This is a genomic window from Nonomuraea ceibae, from assembly GCF_019396325.1.
Taxonomy (GTDB): Bacteria; Actinomycetota; Actinomycetes; order Streptosporangiales; family Streptosporangiaceae; genus Nonomuraea; species Nonomuraea ceibae.
The window spans coordinates 48,018-61,212 of record NZ_JAHKRO010000015.1 but is presented as its reverse complement, the minus strand read 5'-3'; the positions used below and the strand labels follow the sequence as shown (position 1 = coordinate 61,212).

Genomic DNA, 13,195 nt, shown 5'->3' with positions numbered 1-13,195 from the left:
GCTGGGTGCGTCCGCACGCAACGGGGCCACATGTGAAGGGGGAACGACATGTCGGAGATGGACGTACGCGGGGACGAGGCGAATTTCGCCGACGACGAGGAGCGGCCGCTGGAGGCGCCGGAGGCCGACGCCGTCGAGCAGCGGCGCCGGTTGAGCGAGGACGAGTCCCGGCCGCGCCGGGAGGTCCCGTTCGACGTCGACCCCGCCGACGCGGCCGACCAGGACCGCGTGGTCGAGCTCGACGATGACGACTATCGCTGAGGCGGCGGCTACCCGCGCGTAGGATGTCGGCACGATCCGCACGAAGACGTTGGAGACCCGCGTGACCGCTACCCCGGACGCCAAGCCCCGGGGCACCCGGCTGCCCCGACTCGCCCGCCGCCGGCAGCTGCTCAGCGCCGCGCAGGAAGTGTTCGTCGAGAACGGCTACCACGCGGCCGCCATGGACGAGATCGCCGAGCGGGCCGGGGTCAGCAAGCCGGTGCTCTACCAGCACTTCCCCGGCAAGCTGGAGCTCTATCTGGCGCTGCTCGACCTGCACGTCGACGACATGGTCAACCGCTGCCGCGACGCCCTCGCCTCCACCAGCGAGAACAAGCTGCGGGTCCAGGCGACGTTCAGCGCGTTCTTCGACTTCGTCTCCACCCAGGGCGAGGCGTTCCGCCTGGTCTTCGAGTCCGACCTGCGCAACGTGGCGCCGGTGCGGCAGCGGGTGGAGCGGTCGCTGAGCGAGTGCGCCGAGATGGTCAGCGCGGTGATCCAGGAGGACACCGGCTGCACCAGCGACGAGGCGCACCTGCTCGGGGTCGGGCTGGTCGGCATGGCCGAGGTCAGCGCCCGCTACTGGGTGACCAAGCACGGCTCCATCCCGAAGGACGCGGCCGAGCAGCTCATGGCCCGGCTGGCCTGGCGGGGCATCAGCGGTTTTCCGCGTACGGCATAACCCGTTCGCTGGGCGCGATCAATCGGCGTGTTTCCGGCACGCAGCGGCCACGATGGGACCAGCACAGCCCCGTCGAAAGGGAGCACGATGGAAGTCAAGATCGGGGTACGTTCCGTACACCGCGAGCTCGTGGTGGAGACCGACCTGTCGTCGGAGCAGGTCGAGGAGGAGATCAGGCAGGCGCTGGCAGCCGAGCGGGGCGTGTTCGCCATCACTGACGTGAAGGGCAGGCGCGTGGTCGTGCCGGTGGCGGCGCTCGGCTTCATCGAGATCGGCGAGGACGAATCCCGCCCGGTGGGCTTCGGCGGCACCCTCTGACCTTTCCGGCCCGCACGACCTGACTCCCGGGACCGCGTTCCACCGGCCCCGGGGGTCGCGGGTCTGGCGGGCCGGACCAGGCCGGGCCCGATCAGTGCCCGATCAAGGTCAGGTCAGATCAGGTCAGGCGAGGCGGCAGCCGCGTGGGCGGCGGCGCCGGGGGGCGATCTCCGGCCCCCGGGCCGGGCACCACGCGCCTCCCCTGCGCAGCACGGCCCGCGACGGCCAGCGATTCGGCCCACATCTGGTCAAGGAACTGCCGTAGCGGCGCGAGGCCCTCATGCCTGGCACGCTACAGCCGTTCGCCGCCCCGCGCCGTGCGATCCCCTCGACAGCCCTGCACCGGGTTCAGATGCCGAGCGCCGCCATGCGCTTGTTGTGCTCCTCGGTGAGGCGGGCGAACATCCGGGAGATCTCGGCCTGGTCGTCGGCCCCCGACTCGACCAGCATCATCGCCAGCTCCGGCCGGGCCGCGGCCACCCGCTGCCCCTGGCTGAGCGCCTCGCCGACCATCCGCCTGGCCCACAGCGCCAGCCGCCCGCCGACGACCGGGTCGGCGGCGATGCCCGCCCTGACCCGCTCGACCGCGAACCCGGCCCGCCCCTCGTCCGCCAGCACCTCGTCCACGAGCTTGGCGATCGCGGGCTCCAGCCGCCGGGCCGCCTCCCGATAGAAGTCGAGCGCGATGCCGACCCCGACATAGGCTTTGACCAGCGCCTCCAGCCAGTCGGTCGGCGTGGTCTGGCGGTGCCAGGCGTCGAGCGCCTCGGCGAACGGCTGCATCGCCGCGTCCGGATCGGCGCCCAGCTCGGTGAGCCGGTCGCGCAGCAGCCGGAAGTGCGCGTACTCCGCCACGGCCAGCTCGCTGAGCGCGGCCCGGTCGGCCAGCGTGGGCGCCAGCCGCGCCGCGTCGTCGGTCATCCGCGTGAAGGCGCTGAGCTCGGCATAGGCCAGGACGCCGAGCAAATCGACGACCGCAGGGGACTCGTTCATACGTCGCAGCGTACTTCGGTCAATCTTCGGGAACATACGTGAGCTCGGCCAGCGTTGTGGTATCGAGTACACTGCTCTGTGAAAGTGCGACCGCACTGTGTAAATTCGGGGGAATCTCTCCCGGATGCCCCCGCTCCCCGGGTGCGCGGTCGCTGATGACATGAGAGGGCTGGCTCTACCGCGAGGACCCAGGCACGGGGGTATTTTTCCGCCCGATCGGTCCCGGCAGGCCCGCCTTCATTTGAGACTGAGGCAGGCCACGCTGACGACTTTCCGAGACCTCGGAGTCACACCAGAAATCGCCGATGCCCTCGAGACCGAGGGCATCACCACACCGTTCCCGATCCAGGAGATGGCTCTCCCGCTCGCACTGGGCGGCCAGGACCTCATCGGACAGGCACGCACGGGCACGGGCAAGACCTACGCGTTCGGCATCGCGATGCTCCAGAGCATCGGCAAGCCGCGCAAGAACCGCAAGAAGCCCCGCGGGCTGGTCGTCGTGCCGACCCGCGAGCTGGCCCACCAGGTGAGCGAGGACCTCGTCACCGCCGCGGGCAAGCTCGGCTCGCGCGTCCTGACCGTTTACGGCGGTCGCGCGTACGAGCCGCAGATCGAGGCGCTGAAGGCCGGAGTCGACGTCATCGTCGGCACCCCCGGACGCCTGCTCGACCTGGTCAAGCAGAAGCACCTCGACCTCAGCCAGATCACCAGCCTGGTGCTCGACGAGGCCGACCGCATGCTCGACCTGGGCTTCCTGCCCGACATCGAACGGATCTTCAAGCTGATCCCGGCGCAGCGGCAGACGATGCTGTTCTCGGCCACCATGCCGGGTGAGATCGTCTCGCTCTCGCGCAAGTACCTCAACCGTCCCACCCACGTGCGCGCCGAGCACGAGAGCGGCGAGGGTGAGGCCACTCCGCAGGTCCGCCAGATCGTCTGGCGCACCCACCGGATGGACAAGATCGAGATCGTCGCCCGGCTGCTCCAGGCCGAGGGGCGCGGGCTCACCATGGTCTTCTGCGAGACCAAGCGGGCCTGCGACATGGTCGCCGAGCAGCTCGACACCCGCGGCTTCGCGGTCGCGGCGGTCCACGGCGACCTCGGCCAGGGCCAGCGCGAGCAGGCTCTGCGCGCCTTCCGCAACGGCAAGATCGACGTGCTGGTGGCCACCGACGTGGCGGCCCGAGGCATCGACATCGACGACGTCACCCACGTGGTCAACTACGACGCTCCCACCGACGACAAGACCTACGTGCACCGCATCGGCCGCACCGGCCGGGCCGGGCGCACGGGCATCGCGGTCACGTTCGTGGAGTGGGAGGAGCTGACCCGCTGGAAGATGATCAATCAGATGCTCGGCCTGGACTTCGCCGAGCCCGTCGAGACCTATTCCACCTCGCCGCACGTCTTCACCGAGCTCAACATCCCCGAGGGCACCAAGGGCGTGCTGCCGCACGCCAACCGCTCCCGGGCGGGGCTGTCGGCGGAGCGGATCGAGGACCTCGGCGAGACGGGCCGCCCCCGCAACCGCGGCGGCCGACGCCGTGACGAGCGTGAGGAGCGTGACGAACGCCGTCCGGCCCGCACGCCTCGCCAGCGCCGCCGCACCCGTGGTGGCAAGTCCGCCGAAGAGGGCACTCCCGTCGAGACGCCGGAGGTCGAGCTCGTGAACGGTCGCTCCCGCAAGCCGGAGGAGACGCCCGCGATCATCTCTGCTGACGAGGTGGAGGCCGTGGCCGCCGAGCCGCGCCGCCGCACCCGCCGTTCGTCGGCGGAGCGGGCGTCCGCCGAATCGGCCAAGGCCACAGAGCCCGCCAAGGTCACAGAGCCGGTCAAGGCCGCCGAGCCCGTGGTGAGCGCCGAGCCGGTCAAGGCCGCCGAGCCGGTCAAGGCGCCGGAGCCCGTCAAGGCCGCCGAGCCCGTACGCGCTCCTGAGCCCGCCAGGGCGCCGGAGCCCACGCGGGCGCCGGAGCCGGCGCGGGCCGCGGAGCCGGTCCGGGTGGCGCCTGCCGTCGAGCCGTCGCCGGCCGAGCCGGTGCCCAGCTTCCTGACCACCCCGCCGCCGCCCGCGGCGTCCAGGGAGCCGGAGCGGATCATCCCGCCGAGCCCGTTCACGGTGATCTTCCAGTCGCCCGACCTGGCGACGGACGACGACGACATCGCCCCGTCCGCCGCCACCGAGCGCAAGCAGCAGCGCCGCCAGGCTCGTGGCGGTGGCAGCGGCGGTGGCGGCAACCGCCGCCGCGCGGGCTGACGACCGCAGTGTGAAGAGCACAGTGTGAAGAGCGCAGTGTGAAGAGCGCAGTGTGAAGGGCGCGCACCCACCCGGGTGCGCGCCCTTCCGCGTGTCAGCGGCCCCCGTGACGGGCGGGTGAGCGCTCCGGCCGGAACCTCGCCCACCGGCCTCCCAGGTACGCGCCGCGCGTCCCGGACCCGGCGTCCGGCACCCCCATAAGCTGGCAACTCCCCCGAAATCCGGCACCAGCGTAGGAGGTTAGCCGGTGTTGACGCACTGAGCTCTGGGTATTGTTGCCCCACGTGAGTACGCCGCGATTCCTGCAGCTGCCTCCCGGCGTTGCACCACGCAAGATCGACACCCCCGAGGGCACGTTCGCGGCCCTGGAGGCGTCGCCGGTGAGCGGCGTGGTGGAGCGCTGGCCCGCACTCCTGGTGCCCGGCCTGACGGGGAGCAAGGAAGACTTCATCGCGGTCCTGCAGACCCTGGCCCAGTCGGGCCGCCGGGTGCTGGCCATCGACCTGCGCGGCCAGTACGAGTCGCCGGGCCCCGACGACCCCGGCGCCTACACTTGCGCGGCGCTCGGCGCCGACGTCGACCAGCTCGCGCAGACCCTCGGCGGCGGCGAGCCGGTGCACCTGGTGGGCCACTCCTTCGGCGGCCTGGTCTCGCGGGAGGCCGTCATCGACGGGCGCACCAAGTTCGCCTCGTTCACGCTGATGAGCTCCGGGCCGTCGGCGATCGCCGGCAAGCGCGCCCACCACGGCCGCAAGATGCTGCGCGAGATCCCCGAGCTGGGCCTGGAGCACGTGTGGCACGCCAGGTTCGAGCCGGAGGCCGTGGCCGCCGGGGTGCCCGACGACATCATGGCGTTCCTGCGCAAGCGGCTGCTGGCCAACTCCCCGACCGGGCTGGCGTGCATGGCCGAGCAGGTGCTCACCATGCACGACCGCACGCCCGAGCTGCGCCAGATCGAGGTGCCCACGCTGGTCCTGTACGGCGAGCACGACGACGGCTGGCCGGCCGAGACGCAGGCGGAGATGGCGGCCACGCTGGAGGCGGAGTGCGTGGTGGTGCCGGGCGCCGTGCACTCACCCGCCGTGGAGGCGCCCGAGACGACGGCCGCCGCGCTGGTCCGCTTCTGGAACGACGCCGAAAGCCACTTTTTGGACACTCGATCGGGCGCTGTGTAACCATGCGTCCACCATGTCCGAAGACCTCGCCGTCCCGACCCTCGCCGTCCAGTCACCGCGCAGCGCGACCTGGCGGGTGCACCTCGACCGCACGATGTGGGTCGGCGGCGTCCGGGGGCTGATGCTCCAGGCTCTGCACCCGCTGGCGATGCTCGGCGTCTGGCAGAACTCCGACTTCCGCACCGACCCGTTCGGACGGCTGCGCCGTACCGCCGACTTCGTGGGGCGGGTCACGTTCGGCACTCCGGAGGAGGCCGGCGCGATCGGCAGGCGGGTGCGCGGCATCCACCGGAGCCTGCGCGTCGTCGGGCCCGGCGGCCGGACGCACCGGGTCGACGACCCGGAGCTGCTGCTGTGGGTGCACTGCGCGGAGGTCTCGTCCTACCTGGAGGTCGCCCGGCGCGGCGGGCTCGCGCTCACCGGGCCGCAGGCCGACCGCTACCTCGCCGAGCAGCGGCGCAGCGCCGCCTACGTGGGGCTGCACCCCGAGGACGTGCCCGGCTCGCGCGCCGAGATGGCGGCCTACTTCAAGGCGGCCAGGCCCGCGCTGCGGGTCACGGAGGAGGCCAGGGCGGCCGTGCGGTTCCTGCTGTGGCCGAAGATGCCGCCGCGGCTGCGGCTGCTGTCGGCCGGGAAACCGGTCTACTTCCCGTTCGGGGCGCTGTGTTACTACACGCTGCCGGACTGGGCCAGGCGGATGTACGGGATGCTCCCTGAGGTGCCACGGGGCGCGGTGACGGCGGGGCTGGCGGCGTTCAGGCTGGCCATGAACGCGCTGCCGGAACCGCTGCACGACCGGGCGTTCCTGCCCGCGACGCGGCGGATGCTGCGCGACTCCCGGCAGCGGCTGGCGGCGGCGGGCTACGACGTCCGCAAGGGGCTGCGCGGCGCCGTCGACCCGCGCCACTGGCCCAGCCCCTGACCGGCGCCATCCATCCTCGCCACTGGCCCACCTCCTGACCGGGCCGGTCAGGGGTGCGCTATTCCGCCAGGCCGTCCCACGGGCGGCGTTCGGGGGCGGCGGCCAGCCCCTCCGGGCAGTGGCGGCGGAAGTCGCACCACCCGCAGATCGGCCCCGGGCTGGGCGCGAACAGCGCGTCGATCTCGGCGGGCACGGCGGCCGGGCCCACGGACGCGCGCTCGCGCCGCAGGTCGTCCTTGGACGGCCAGGCGGCTCCCGGGTTGCCCGGATCCGCCGAGGGCCGTGGTTCAGGCTCCGCTGGACGCGGCTGAGGCGGCGCGTGGGGAGCCGGGCCGCCGGGTCCGGTCTCCCAGGCCGGGGCGGACCGGGAGCGGCGGCTCGGGGCGCTGGAGGCGTCGGAGGACACCGCCGCGCGATAGCGGTCGTCGGCGTCGGCCGCCTCCAGGGCGATCTCCTCGGCGCGGCTCAGGTGGCGGCCGAGGGACTCGTCGGTGTGCCGCCACTCGACGATCTCGCCGGTCGGCAGGTGGTGCAGCTCGACGGCGCGGGCGGGGGTGCGCATCATCCGGGACGCCGCGATCGCGTAGACCGCCAGCGCGAGCGAGGAGCGCGCGTCGTCCTGGGTGAGGGGCCGCCGCCCGGTCTTGTAGTCGACGACCACCAGCTCGTCGCCGCGCCGGTCGAGCCGGTCGATGCGGCCGGACAGCGCGATGACCTTGGTGCGGGTGGCGACGGTGCGTTCGACGCCGACCGGATCATCACTGGGGTCTAAAGTCGCGACATATCCGGACACGAGGTCGCGGGCACGCGCGAGCCACCGCGCCGACTGCTCCCCGTCCCTGAACCCCTCGGTGATCCACCCGCTCGTGAGCAGGGTGGCCGCCGTGAGCGGGGTGCGCCGCTCGTACGGCTCCCGCCACCAGGCCGCCAGCGCGTTGTGCACGCTCGCCCCGACGCTGTTGTGCGCCCAGGCCGGGCCCTTGGACGGCTGCGGCCGGTCCAGGTAGGTGAACCGGTAGCGGCGCCGGCAGTCGAGCCAGGCGTTCAACCGCGACGGCGTGCACGAATAGAGCCGCCGCGGCATCCCTTCCAGCGGAAGCTGGCCCTGCACCCTATTCGTCGCCCGGGTTGAGCTTGATGCCCGACACCCGGGTGCCGTCGGAGAGCGGGCCCTCGGGAGCGGGCTCACGGGTCAGCGAGCCGGAGATCCAGTCGTCGAAGTGCGGCTCCAGGTCGCCGACGGTGACCTCCTCGCCGTGCGAGGGCAGCACCCGCGTCGCGGCCGGCAGCGTGAACAGCCGCCCGCCGATCGCGGTGAGCTGGTCGGCCAGGCGGGGGTACTCGCCGCCGAGCTTGCCCGGGCCGTCGGCCTGGAGGGTCTTGCCGGTGAAGACCGCCTCCAGCGCCTCGCAGTAGAGCGAGACGCCGCCCGGCGTCACCCCGGGCGTCTCCATGACATCGAGCTGCACGTCGGCGACGCCGAAGATGCCGTCGTCCTCCATGTCGATGTCGGGCCAGGTCTCGGTCCAGGTCTCCCGCCAGTGCGGCTTGTCCTTGGGGTGCAGGGCGATGACCGCCTCGTCGCGGCTGGCCACCTCGATGGCCGCGCCGACGTGGTCGGGCAGGCCGTGGGTGCAGATGACGGCGAGCACCTCGCGCTCGCCGACCTGCTCAAGGATCTTGTCGGCGTCACGCGCCGGGTCGATGACGATCACTTCGTCGTCATCGCCGATGATCCACGTGTTGTTCTCGACCTTGTGCTCGACGTCGTCGATCTCGACGACGCCCTCGGTCACCACTCGCTCGATACGCGCTGTCACGCCTCCGAACTCTAGCCCGTCTGCGTGAGTGAGCGAATCGCGTTGATGATGAGTTGCACGGCCAGCGCCGACAGGAGCAGACCGGCGATCCTGGTGACGAGTTCGACGCCGTTCTCCTTGATGAGGCGGATGATGCTCACGGAGAAGCGCATGAACAGCCACAGCAGGATGTGCACGGCCGCGATCGCCAGCCCGAGCGCCAGGATGCCGCCGGGCACCCCGGCGGCCTGCTGGGCGAAGACGATGGTCGCCACGATCGCGCCGGGCCCGGCGAGCAGGGGCGTGCCGAGCGGCACCAGGGCGACGTTCACGTTGGAGCGGACGGTGTCGGCGCGCGGCTCGGCCGCCCCGCGCAGCAGCTCCAGCGCGACCAGCAGGAGCAGCAGCCCGCCCGCGATCTGCATGGCGGCCACCTCGACGTGCAGGTAGCCGAGGATCGCCTGGCCGAACACCGCGAACACCACGATCAGGCAGAACGCGGTCACCGACGCCTGCCAGGCGACCCGTTTGCGCTCCTGGGCGGTGCGCCCGAAGGTGTAGGCGAGGAAGAGCGGGATGACTCCCGGCGGGTCCATGATGACGAACATCGTCACGAACGCCTCGACGAAGAACCTCAGCACCGCTCCCCCAGCACGCCGTACGAGGGGGAACGCCTGTCAGTCTTCCAGTCTCGGGGAGAACGCCCCGTAAGGCACGTCGAGGTCGAGGTCGCGCAGATCGAGCAGGCTGAGCTCGGCGAGCGCGATGAGGCAGCCGGCCTCCGACGGCCAGGCGATCGTCCACAGCCAGTTGCCCGCCGCCTCGCCCGCGTAGACGGCCCGGTCGGCCGCCGCGCCCACGCACCACAGCGGCGTCGGGTGCCCGAGCACCTCGATCTTCGCGTTCGGCGGCCCGTGGTCGAACCCCTCGCCCGGGTCGGGCCCGTCGAGCCCGGCGAACGCCGCGCCCAGCCCCACCCCGGGCTCCTCGGCGACGATCAGCAGGTCGGCCGGCCCGTGCATGAACGACGGCCCGCTCAGCGCCACCACGCTGGCCCGGACGCCTCTGTGCTCGTCGCCCACCTCCGCGAAGCCGGTCACCATCCATTTGGACGGCAACGGCCATGGCAGCCACACGGGCACCATGGAGTTCTTCCGCATCGCCTCCAGGGCCGTCGCGGACGGCGGCCGGGGCGGCTGATACGGCAGGACGTCTCCGTGCGCGTCACAACGCCATGCGCTGGACCACGCACCGGGCCCGTGAAGCGGGCCAAAACACCGTGGGCACGTTGGAGCCGCTCTCACAGCTACCCACGGTGCTTCCTCGGGCCCGGCCCCGTCAAGGCCGCTCATCGTTATCCCGTCGTAATCTTGGCCATGTGCGCGTAAATTGTGTGGGAGCGATCATCTTCGACGCCGGGCGGCTGCTTCTCGTACGGCGCGGCCATGCTCCGTCGGCCGGGCTGTGGTCGCTTCCCGGCGGTCGCGTGGAGCCCGGCGAGAGCGACGAGGCCGCGGTCCGCCGCGAGGTCATGGAGGAGACCGGCCTGCGCGTCGCCGTCGGCCCGCTCGCCGGCGCCGTCGACCGTCCCGGCCCGGCCGGCGTCACGTACGAGATCCGCGACTACTTCGCCACGGTCACCGGCGGCGTGCTCAGCGCGTCGGACGACGCCGTCGACGCCCGCTGGTGCGCCCGCACGGAGCTGACCCGCCTGGCCCTCTCGCCCGGCCTGCTGGAGGCGCTGCGGGAGTGGGACGCGCTCCCGCCCTGATCAGCGGCTGGACGTGAGGGTGGAGGTCCACAGGATGAGGTGGTCGTCGCTGTAGGTGGTGGAGCGGCCCAGCGCCACGACCTCCTCGCCCGCCACCGTCACCGCCGTCAGCCACTGCGCCCCCGGCCCCGCCAGGCTGTCCTCGGTCAGGTCCAGGCGGCTCCAGCCGATCCCGTCCTCGGAGGTCCAGGCGGCGCTGTCGCCGTCGCCGGGCGTGCCGTGCCAGCCGACCGCGACGAGCCCCGGGCCGGCCGCCGCGAGGTCGTACACCGCCGCCGCCCGTTCGGCGGGCAGCCAGGCCGTGCGCCAGGTCGCGCCGTCGTCCTCGGAGACGGCGGAGAAGGCGCGGCGGGCGCCCTCGTCCGTCACGGCGGCGCCGATGGCGACGAGCCGGTCCTGGTAGGCGGCCACCTGGCGCAGCCCGGCCGAGGACGTGCCCGGCGGGGCGACGCGCTTGCGCGCCTTCCAGTTGACGCCGTCGTCGGAGACCCACACGACGCCGCTCTCGCCGGCGCCCACGCCCGCGCCGCCGACCGCGACATAGCCGTCGGAGGTGGCCGCCAGGTCGTGGATCCGCACGTCGGAGCCGCCCTGCGGCAGCTTGTCCGAGCGGGTGAACCGGCGCAGGTCCGGCGTGAACCACAGCGCGGCCGACACCGTGCCCGTCGGCCCCCGGTCCTCCCCCGCGAGCACGTAGCCGTCGGGCCCGGCGGCCAGGACGCGCGCGTCCAGGTACGGGTGGTCGCCCGGCCGGGCCAGATCGCCGTCGGCGGCCACCTTGCGCCAGGCCCGGCCGTCCTCCGAGGCCACCAGCAGCGGCTCGGTGACCTGCACGTCCGTCTGGGTGGCGCCGACCGCCAGCCAGCCCCTGCGGCCGTGGGCCACGTCGCTGAGCCGCTGCTGGCGCGGGCCGCCCAGGCTGATGGACGTCCAGTCCTGCCAGTTGAGGCTGGTCCAGATGCCGGCGTCGCCGGACGCCGAGCCCACCGCGACGTAACGGCCGTCGTGCCCGGCCACCCGGGAGGTCTCGCGGGCGGCCCGCGACAGGCCGTCCACCCCTGCCAGCCGCACCCGGGCGGGCTTGCCGCGCTCGGGCGCCGCCATCAGCACGAGCTGGTTGTCCACGTCGGCCGCCGCCTGGTCGCCGCCCGCGAACAGGGTGCCGTCACCGGAGATCGTGAACCCGCGCAGCGTCGCCCCCGCCAGGTCGCCCAGCTCCGCCCGTTCCTTCCACGACCCGCCGTCGGCGCTGGTCAGCACCGAGTAGCCGCCCAGGTTCGCCTGGCTGACGGCCGCGACGCCCGACGCGTGCGAGATCAGCGACTCCACGCCCGGGCTCTGCCCGCCCAGCTCGTCGATCGTGCCGCACTGCGACCACTCCGCGCCCGTCGGCGAGCAGTAGACGCGCACGTCGCCCGAGGCCGTGCGGTGGCGGACCGGCACCAGCACGAACCGCTTCGGCGCCACCGCCAGCGAGCCCGCCCTCGGCATCGCCTCAGGAAGCTGGAACCCGGTCGCCACCCAGCTCCGGCCGCCGTCGGCCGAGCGCAGCACCCGCGAGCCGTCGCCCTGCCCCGGCTGGGCCAGCGCCACCGCCGTGTCGCCCTTCGCCACCACCGCGCGCAGCTCGCCCACGTCCAGGCCGCGCGTGTCGACGCGGTCCCAGGAGCGGCCGTCGGCGGAGTGCCAGGCGGCCGCGCCCGCGCCGCCGTTCTGCAGGGTCGAGCGGCCCACGGCCACGAACCCGGACCCGGTCCTGGCGATGTCGTGCACCACGTCGCCGTCGCGGAACGCGGCCAGCCCGGCCGGCTCCACCGCCTCCCAGGTCAGGCCGTCGGCGCTCGTCCACATGGCGCGCCCGGTCAGCTCGTCGCCGCTGCTCGCCAGCCAGCGTCCGCCGCCGCCGACGACCCGCTGCACCGTGGGCGCCGCCGCGCCGGTCACCCGGCCCAGCCGCCACCGCTCGCCGTCGGGCGAGAACAGGAACAGCGGGCGCGGCGTCGGGCTCGTCATGTCACTGCCCACCGCCACGACCGCGCCGCCGACGGAGGCCATGTCGTTGAGCTTCTGGTTGGAGCCCAGGCCGGTGGAGGCGGGCACGGTGAACAGGCTGTCTCCCGGCCTGCCGACGCCCGCCGCCAGCCTCAGGCCGGGGTCGTCGGGGGTGACCCACTGCCACAGCAGCACGCCGCCCGCCACGAGCAGGGCGACGACGAGCGTGACGGCCATCGGCACCGTGCCGCGCCGGCGCCGCCGCATCGGGCTCGCCCGGCGCATCGCCGACGGGGCCGGGGCCCGCTCGTGCCTGCCCCCGTTGCCGGGGCGTTCCGGGCCGGCCGCCACGAGCAGGTCCGGCCGCGTCGGCCGCCCCGCCGGCGGCCTCCCCACCCGCCGCACGGTCTCCTCGTCCGCCTCGCCGCCCTCGGCCCGCGCCTCCTCGGGAGCGAGGGGCCGTACGGGGTCCGCTTCTTCCGGATCGGAGGGCCGTACGGGATCCGCTTCTTCCGGGGCGGGAGGCCGTACGGGAGCGTCGGGTGGGGCGGGGGCCGGGGGATGGTGGGTGAGGAGGTACGGGGGGATGCGGACGGGGCGCGGCTCGTCGTCGTCGGTCTGCGGGAGAGGCAGGTGGTAGGGAGGTTCCTTGGGCTTGGCGGCCTCCGGCGTGGGGCGGGGCGGTCCGGAGGCGACGAGCTTGTCGGGCCGGTTGACCGTGCGGCGGGGACGGCGGCGCGGCTCGGTCTCGGGGTCGGCCGTCGGGGAGCTGTAGGGGCGCCGGCCCTTGGGCGGGTCCTCGGCGGCCTCGTCGTCGTCCTCGGGGGTGGGGGCGGCGAACGGCGGCATGCCCCAGGGGGATGTCACCGGTAAGCCGCGGGCACGGTCGTCGCTGGGACCCGGCGGGGTGTGCCGGATCCGGGGTTCGCCGGATCCGCTCCCGGAACCCGGGTCGTCGTCGCCCGGCGGTAGCCGAGGCTCGTCACTGGCGCCGGAGGCCACGCGCCGTACCTCCTCCACGTGTCAGG

General features: G+C 73.5%; 13 protein-coding genes. 7 read left to right on the top strand and 6 right to left on the bottom strand.

The window, feature by feature from the left end:
• Positions 1-48: 48 nt before the first annotated feature.
• From KME80_RS13255 to KME80_RS13245, 3 genes are all read left to right on the top strand, one after another.
• Complete coding sequence (locus tag KME80_RS13255; protein ID WP_246644781.1) at positions 49-261, top strand: hypothetical protein; 213 nt, start codon at positions 49-51, stop codon at positions 259-261.
• Between the two features lie 61 nt (positions 262-322).
• A complete protein-coding gene (locus KME80_RS13250; protein ID WP_219504804.1) occupies positions 323-943 on the top strand; it encodes a TetR/AcrR family transcriptional regulator in 621 nt (206 codons plus the stop codon).
• Between the two features lie 87 nt (positions 944-1,030).
• Positions 1,031-1,261 (top strand): DUF3107 domain-containing protein, encoded by a 231-nt coding sequence (locus KME80_RS13245; RefSeq protein WP_049574576.1) that lies wholly within the window; start codon positions 1,031-1,033, stop codon positions 1,259-1,261.
• A gap of 348 nt (positions 1,262-1,609) precedes the next feature.
• Here the strand turns inward: KME80_RS13245 and KME80_RS13240 are convergent, their stop codons facing one another.
• Positions 1,610-2,254, bottom strand: a complete 645-nt coding sequence (locus tag KME80_RS13240; RefSeq protein ID WP_219504803.1) for a ferritin-like fold-containing protein — start codon at positions 2,252-2,254, stop codon at positions 1,610-1,612.
• Between the two features lie 352 nt (positions 2,255-2,606).
• Here KME80_RS13240 and KME80_RS13235 point away from each other — a divergent pair, with 352 nt between their 5' ends.
• From KME80_RS13235 to KME80_RS13225, 3 genes are all read left to right on the top strand, one after another.
• Positions 2,607-4,508, top strand: a complete 1,902-nt coding sequence (locus KME80_RS13235; RefSeq protein WP_246644777.1) for a DEAD/DEAH box helicase — start codon at positions 2,607-2,609, stop codon at positions 4,506-4,508.
• A 284-nt stretch (positions 4,509-4,792) separates the two neighbouring features.
• Positions 4,793-5,683 carry an alpha/beta fold hydrolase gene (locus tag KME80_RS13230; RefSeq protein WP_219504799.1) on the top strand — a complete coding sequence of 297 codons (891 nt, stop codon included), beginning with the start codon at positions 4,793-4,795 and terminating at the stop codon, positions 5,681-5,683.
• A gap of 13 nt (positions 5,684-5,696) precedes the next feature.
• Positions 5,697-6,605, top strand: coding sequence for an oxygenase MpaB family protein (locus KME80_RS13225; protein ID WP_219504798.1), 909 nt, complete (start codon positions 5,697-5,699; stop codon positions 6,603-6,605).
• A gap of 58 nt (positions 6,606-6,663) precedes the next feature.
• On the opposite strand, the gene KME80_RS13220 is transcribed toward KME80_RS13225, so the two are convergent.
• From KME80_RS13220 to KME80_RS13205, 4 genes are read right to left on the bottom strand one after another with little or no spacing between them, the layout of a single operon-like run.
• A complete protein-coding gene (locus KME80_RS13220; RefSeq protein ID WP_219504797.1) occupies positions 6,664-7,689 on the bottom strand; it encodes a RecB family exonuclease in 1,026 nt (341 codons plus the stop codon).
• Positions 7,690-7,717: 28 nt separating this feature from the next.
• Positions 7,718-8,425 (bottom strand): MBL fold metallo-hydrolase, encoded by a 708-nt coding sequence (locus tag KME80_RS13215; protein ID WP_219504796.1) that lies wholly within the window; start codon positions 8,423-8,425, stop codon positions 7,718-7,720.
• An 11-nt stretch (positions 8,426-8,436) separates the two neighbouring features.
• Positions 8,437-9,045: a MarC family protein gene (locus KME80_RS13210; RefSeq protein WP_308125735.1), complete on the bottom strand. Its 609-nt coding sequence runs from the start codon at positions 9,043-9,045 to the stop codon at positions 8,437-8,439.
• 36 nt (positions 9,046-9,081) lie between these two features.
• The gene (locus tag KME80_RS13205; protein ID WP_246644770.1) at positions 9,082-9,756 is read right to left on the bottom strand and encodes a DUF6758 family protein; all 675 of its coding nucleotides are present in this window, start codon (positions 9,754-9,756) and stop codon (positions 9,082-9,084) included.
• Positions 9,757-9,797: 41 nt separating this feature from the next.
• Between KME80_RS13205 and KME80_RS51790 the strand changes: the two genes are divergently transcribed.
• A complete protein-coding gene (locus KME80_RS51790; RefSeq protein ID WP_308125734.1) occupies positions 9,798-10,175 on the top strand; it encodes an NUDIX hydrolase in 378 nt (125 codons plus the stop codon).
• On the opposite strand, the gene KME80_RS13195 is transcribed toward KME80_RS51790, so the two are convergent.
• The gene (locus KME80_RS13195) at positions 10,176-13,034 is read right to left on the bottom strand and encodes a hypothetical protein (protein WP_219504793.1); all 2,859 of its coding nucleotides are present in this window, start codon (positions 13,032-13,034) and stop codon (positions 10,176-10,178) included.
• Positions 13,035-13,195 lie beyond the last annotated feature (161 nt).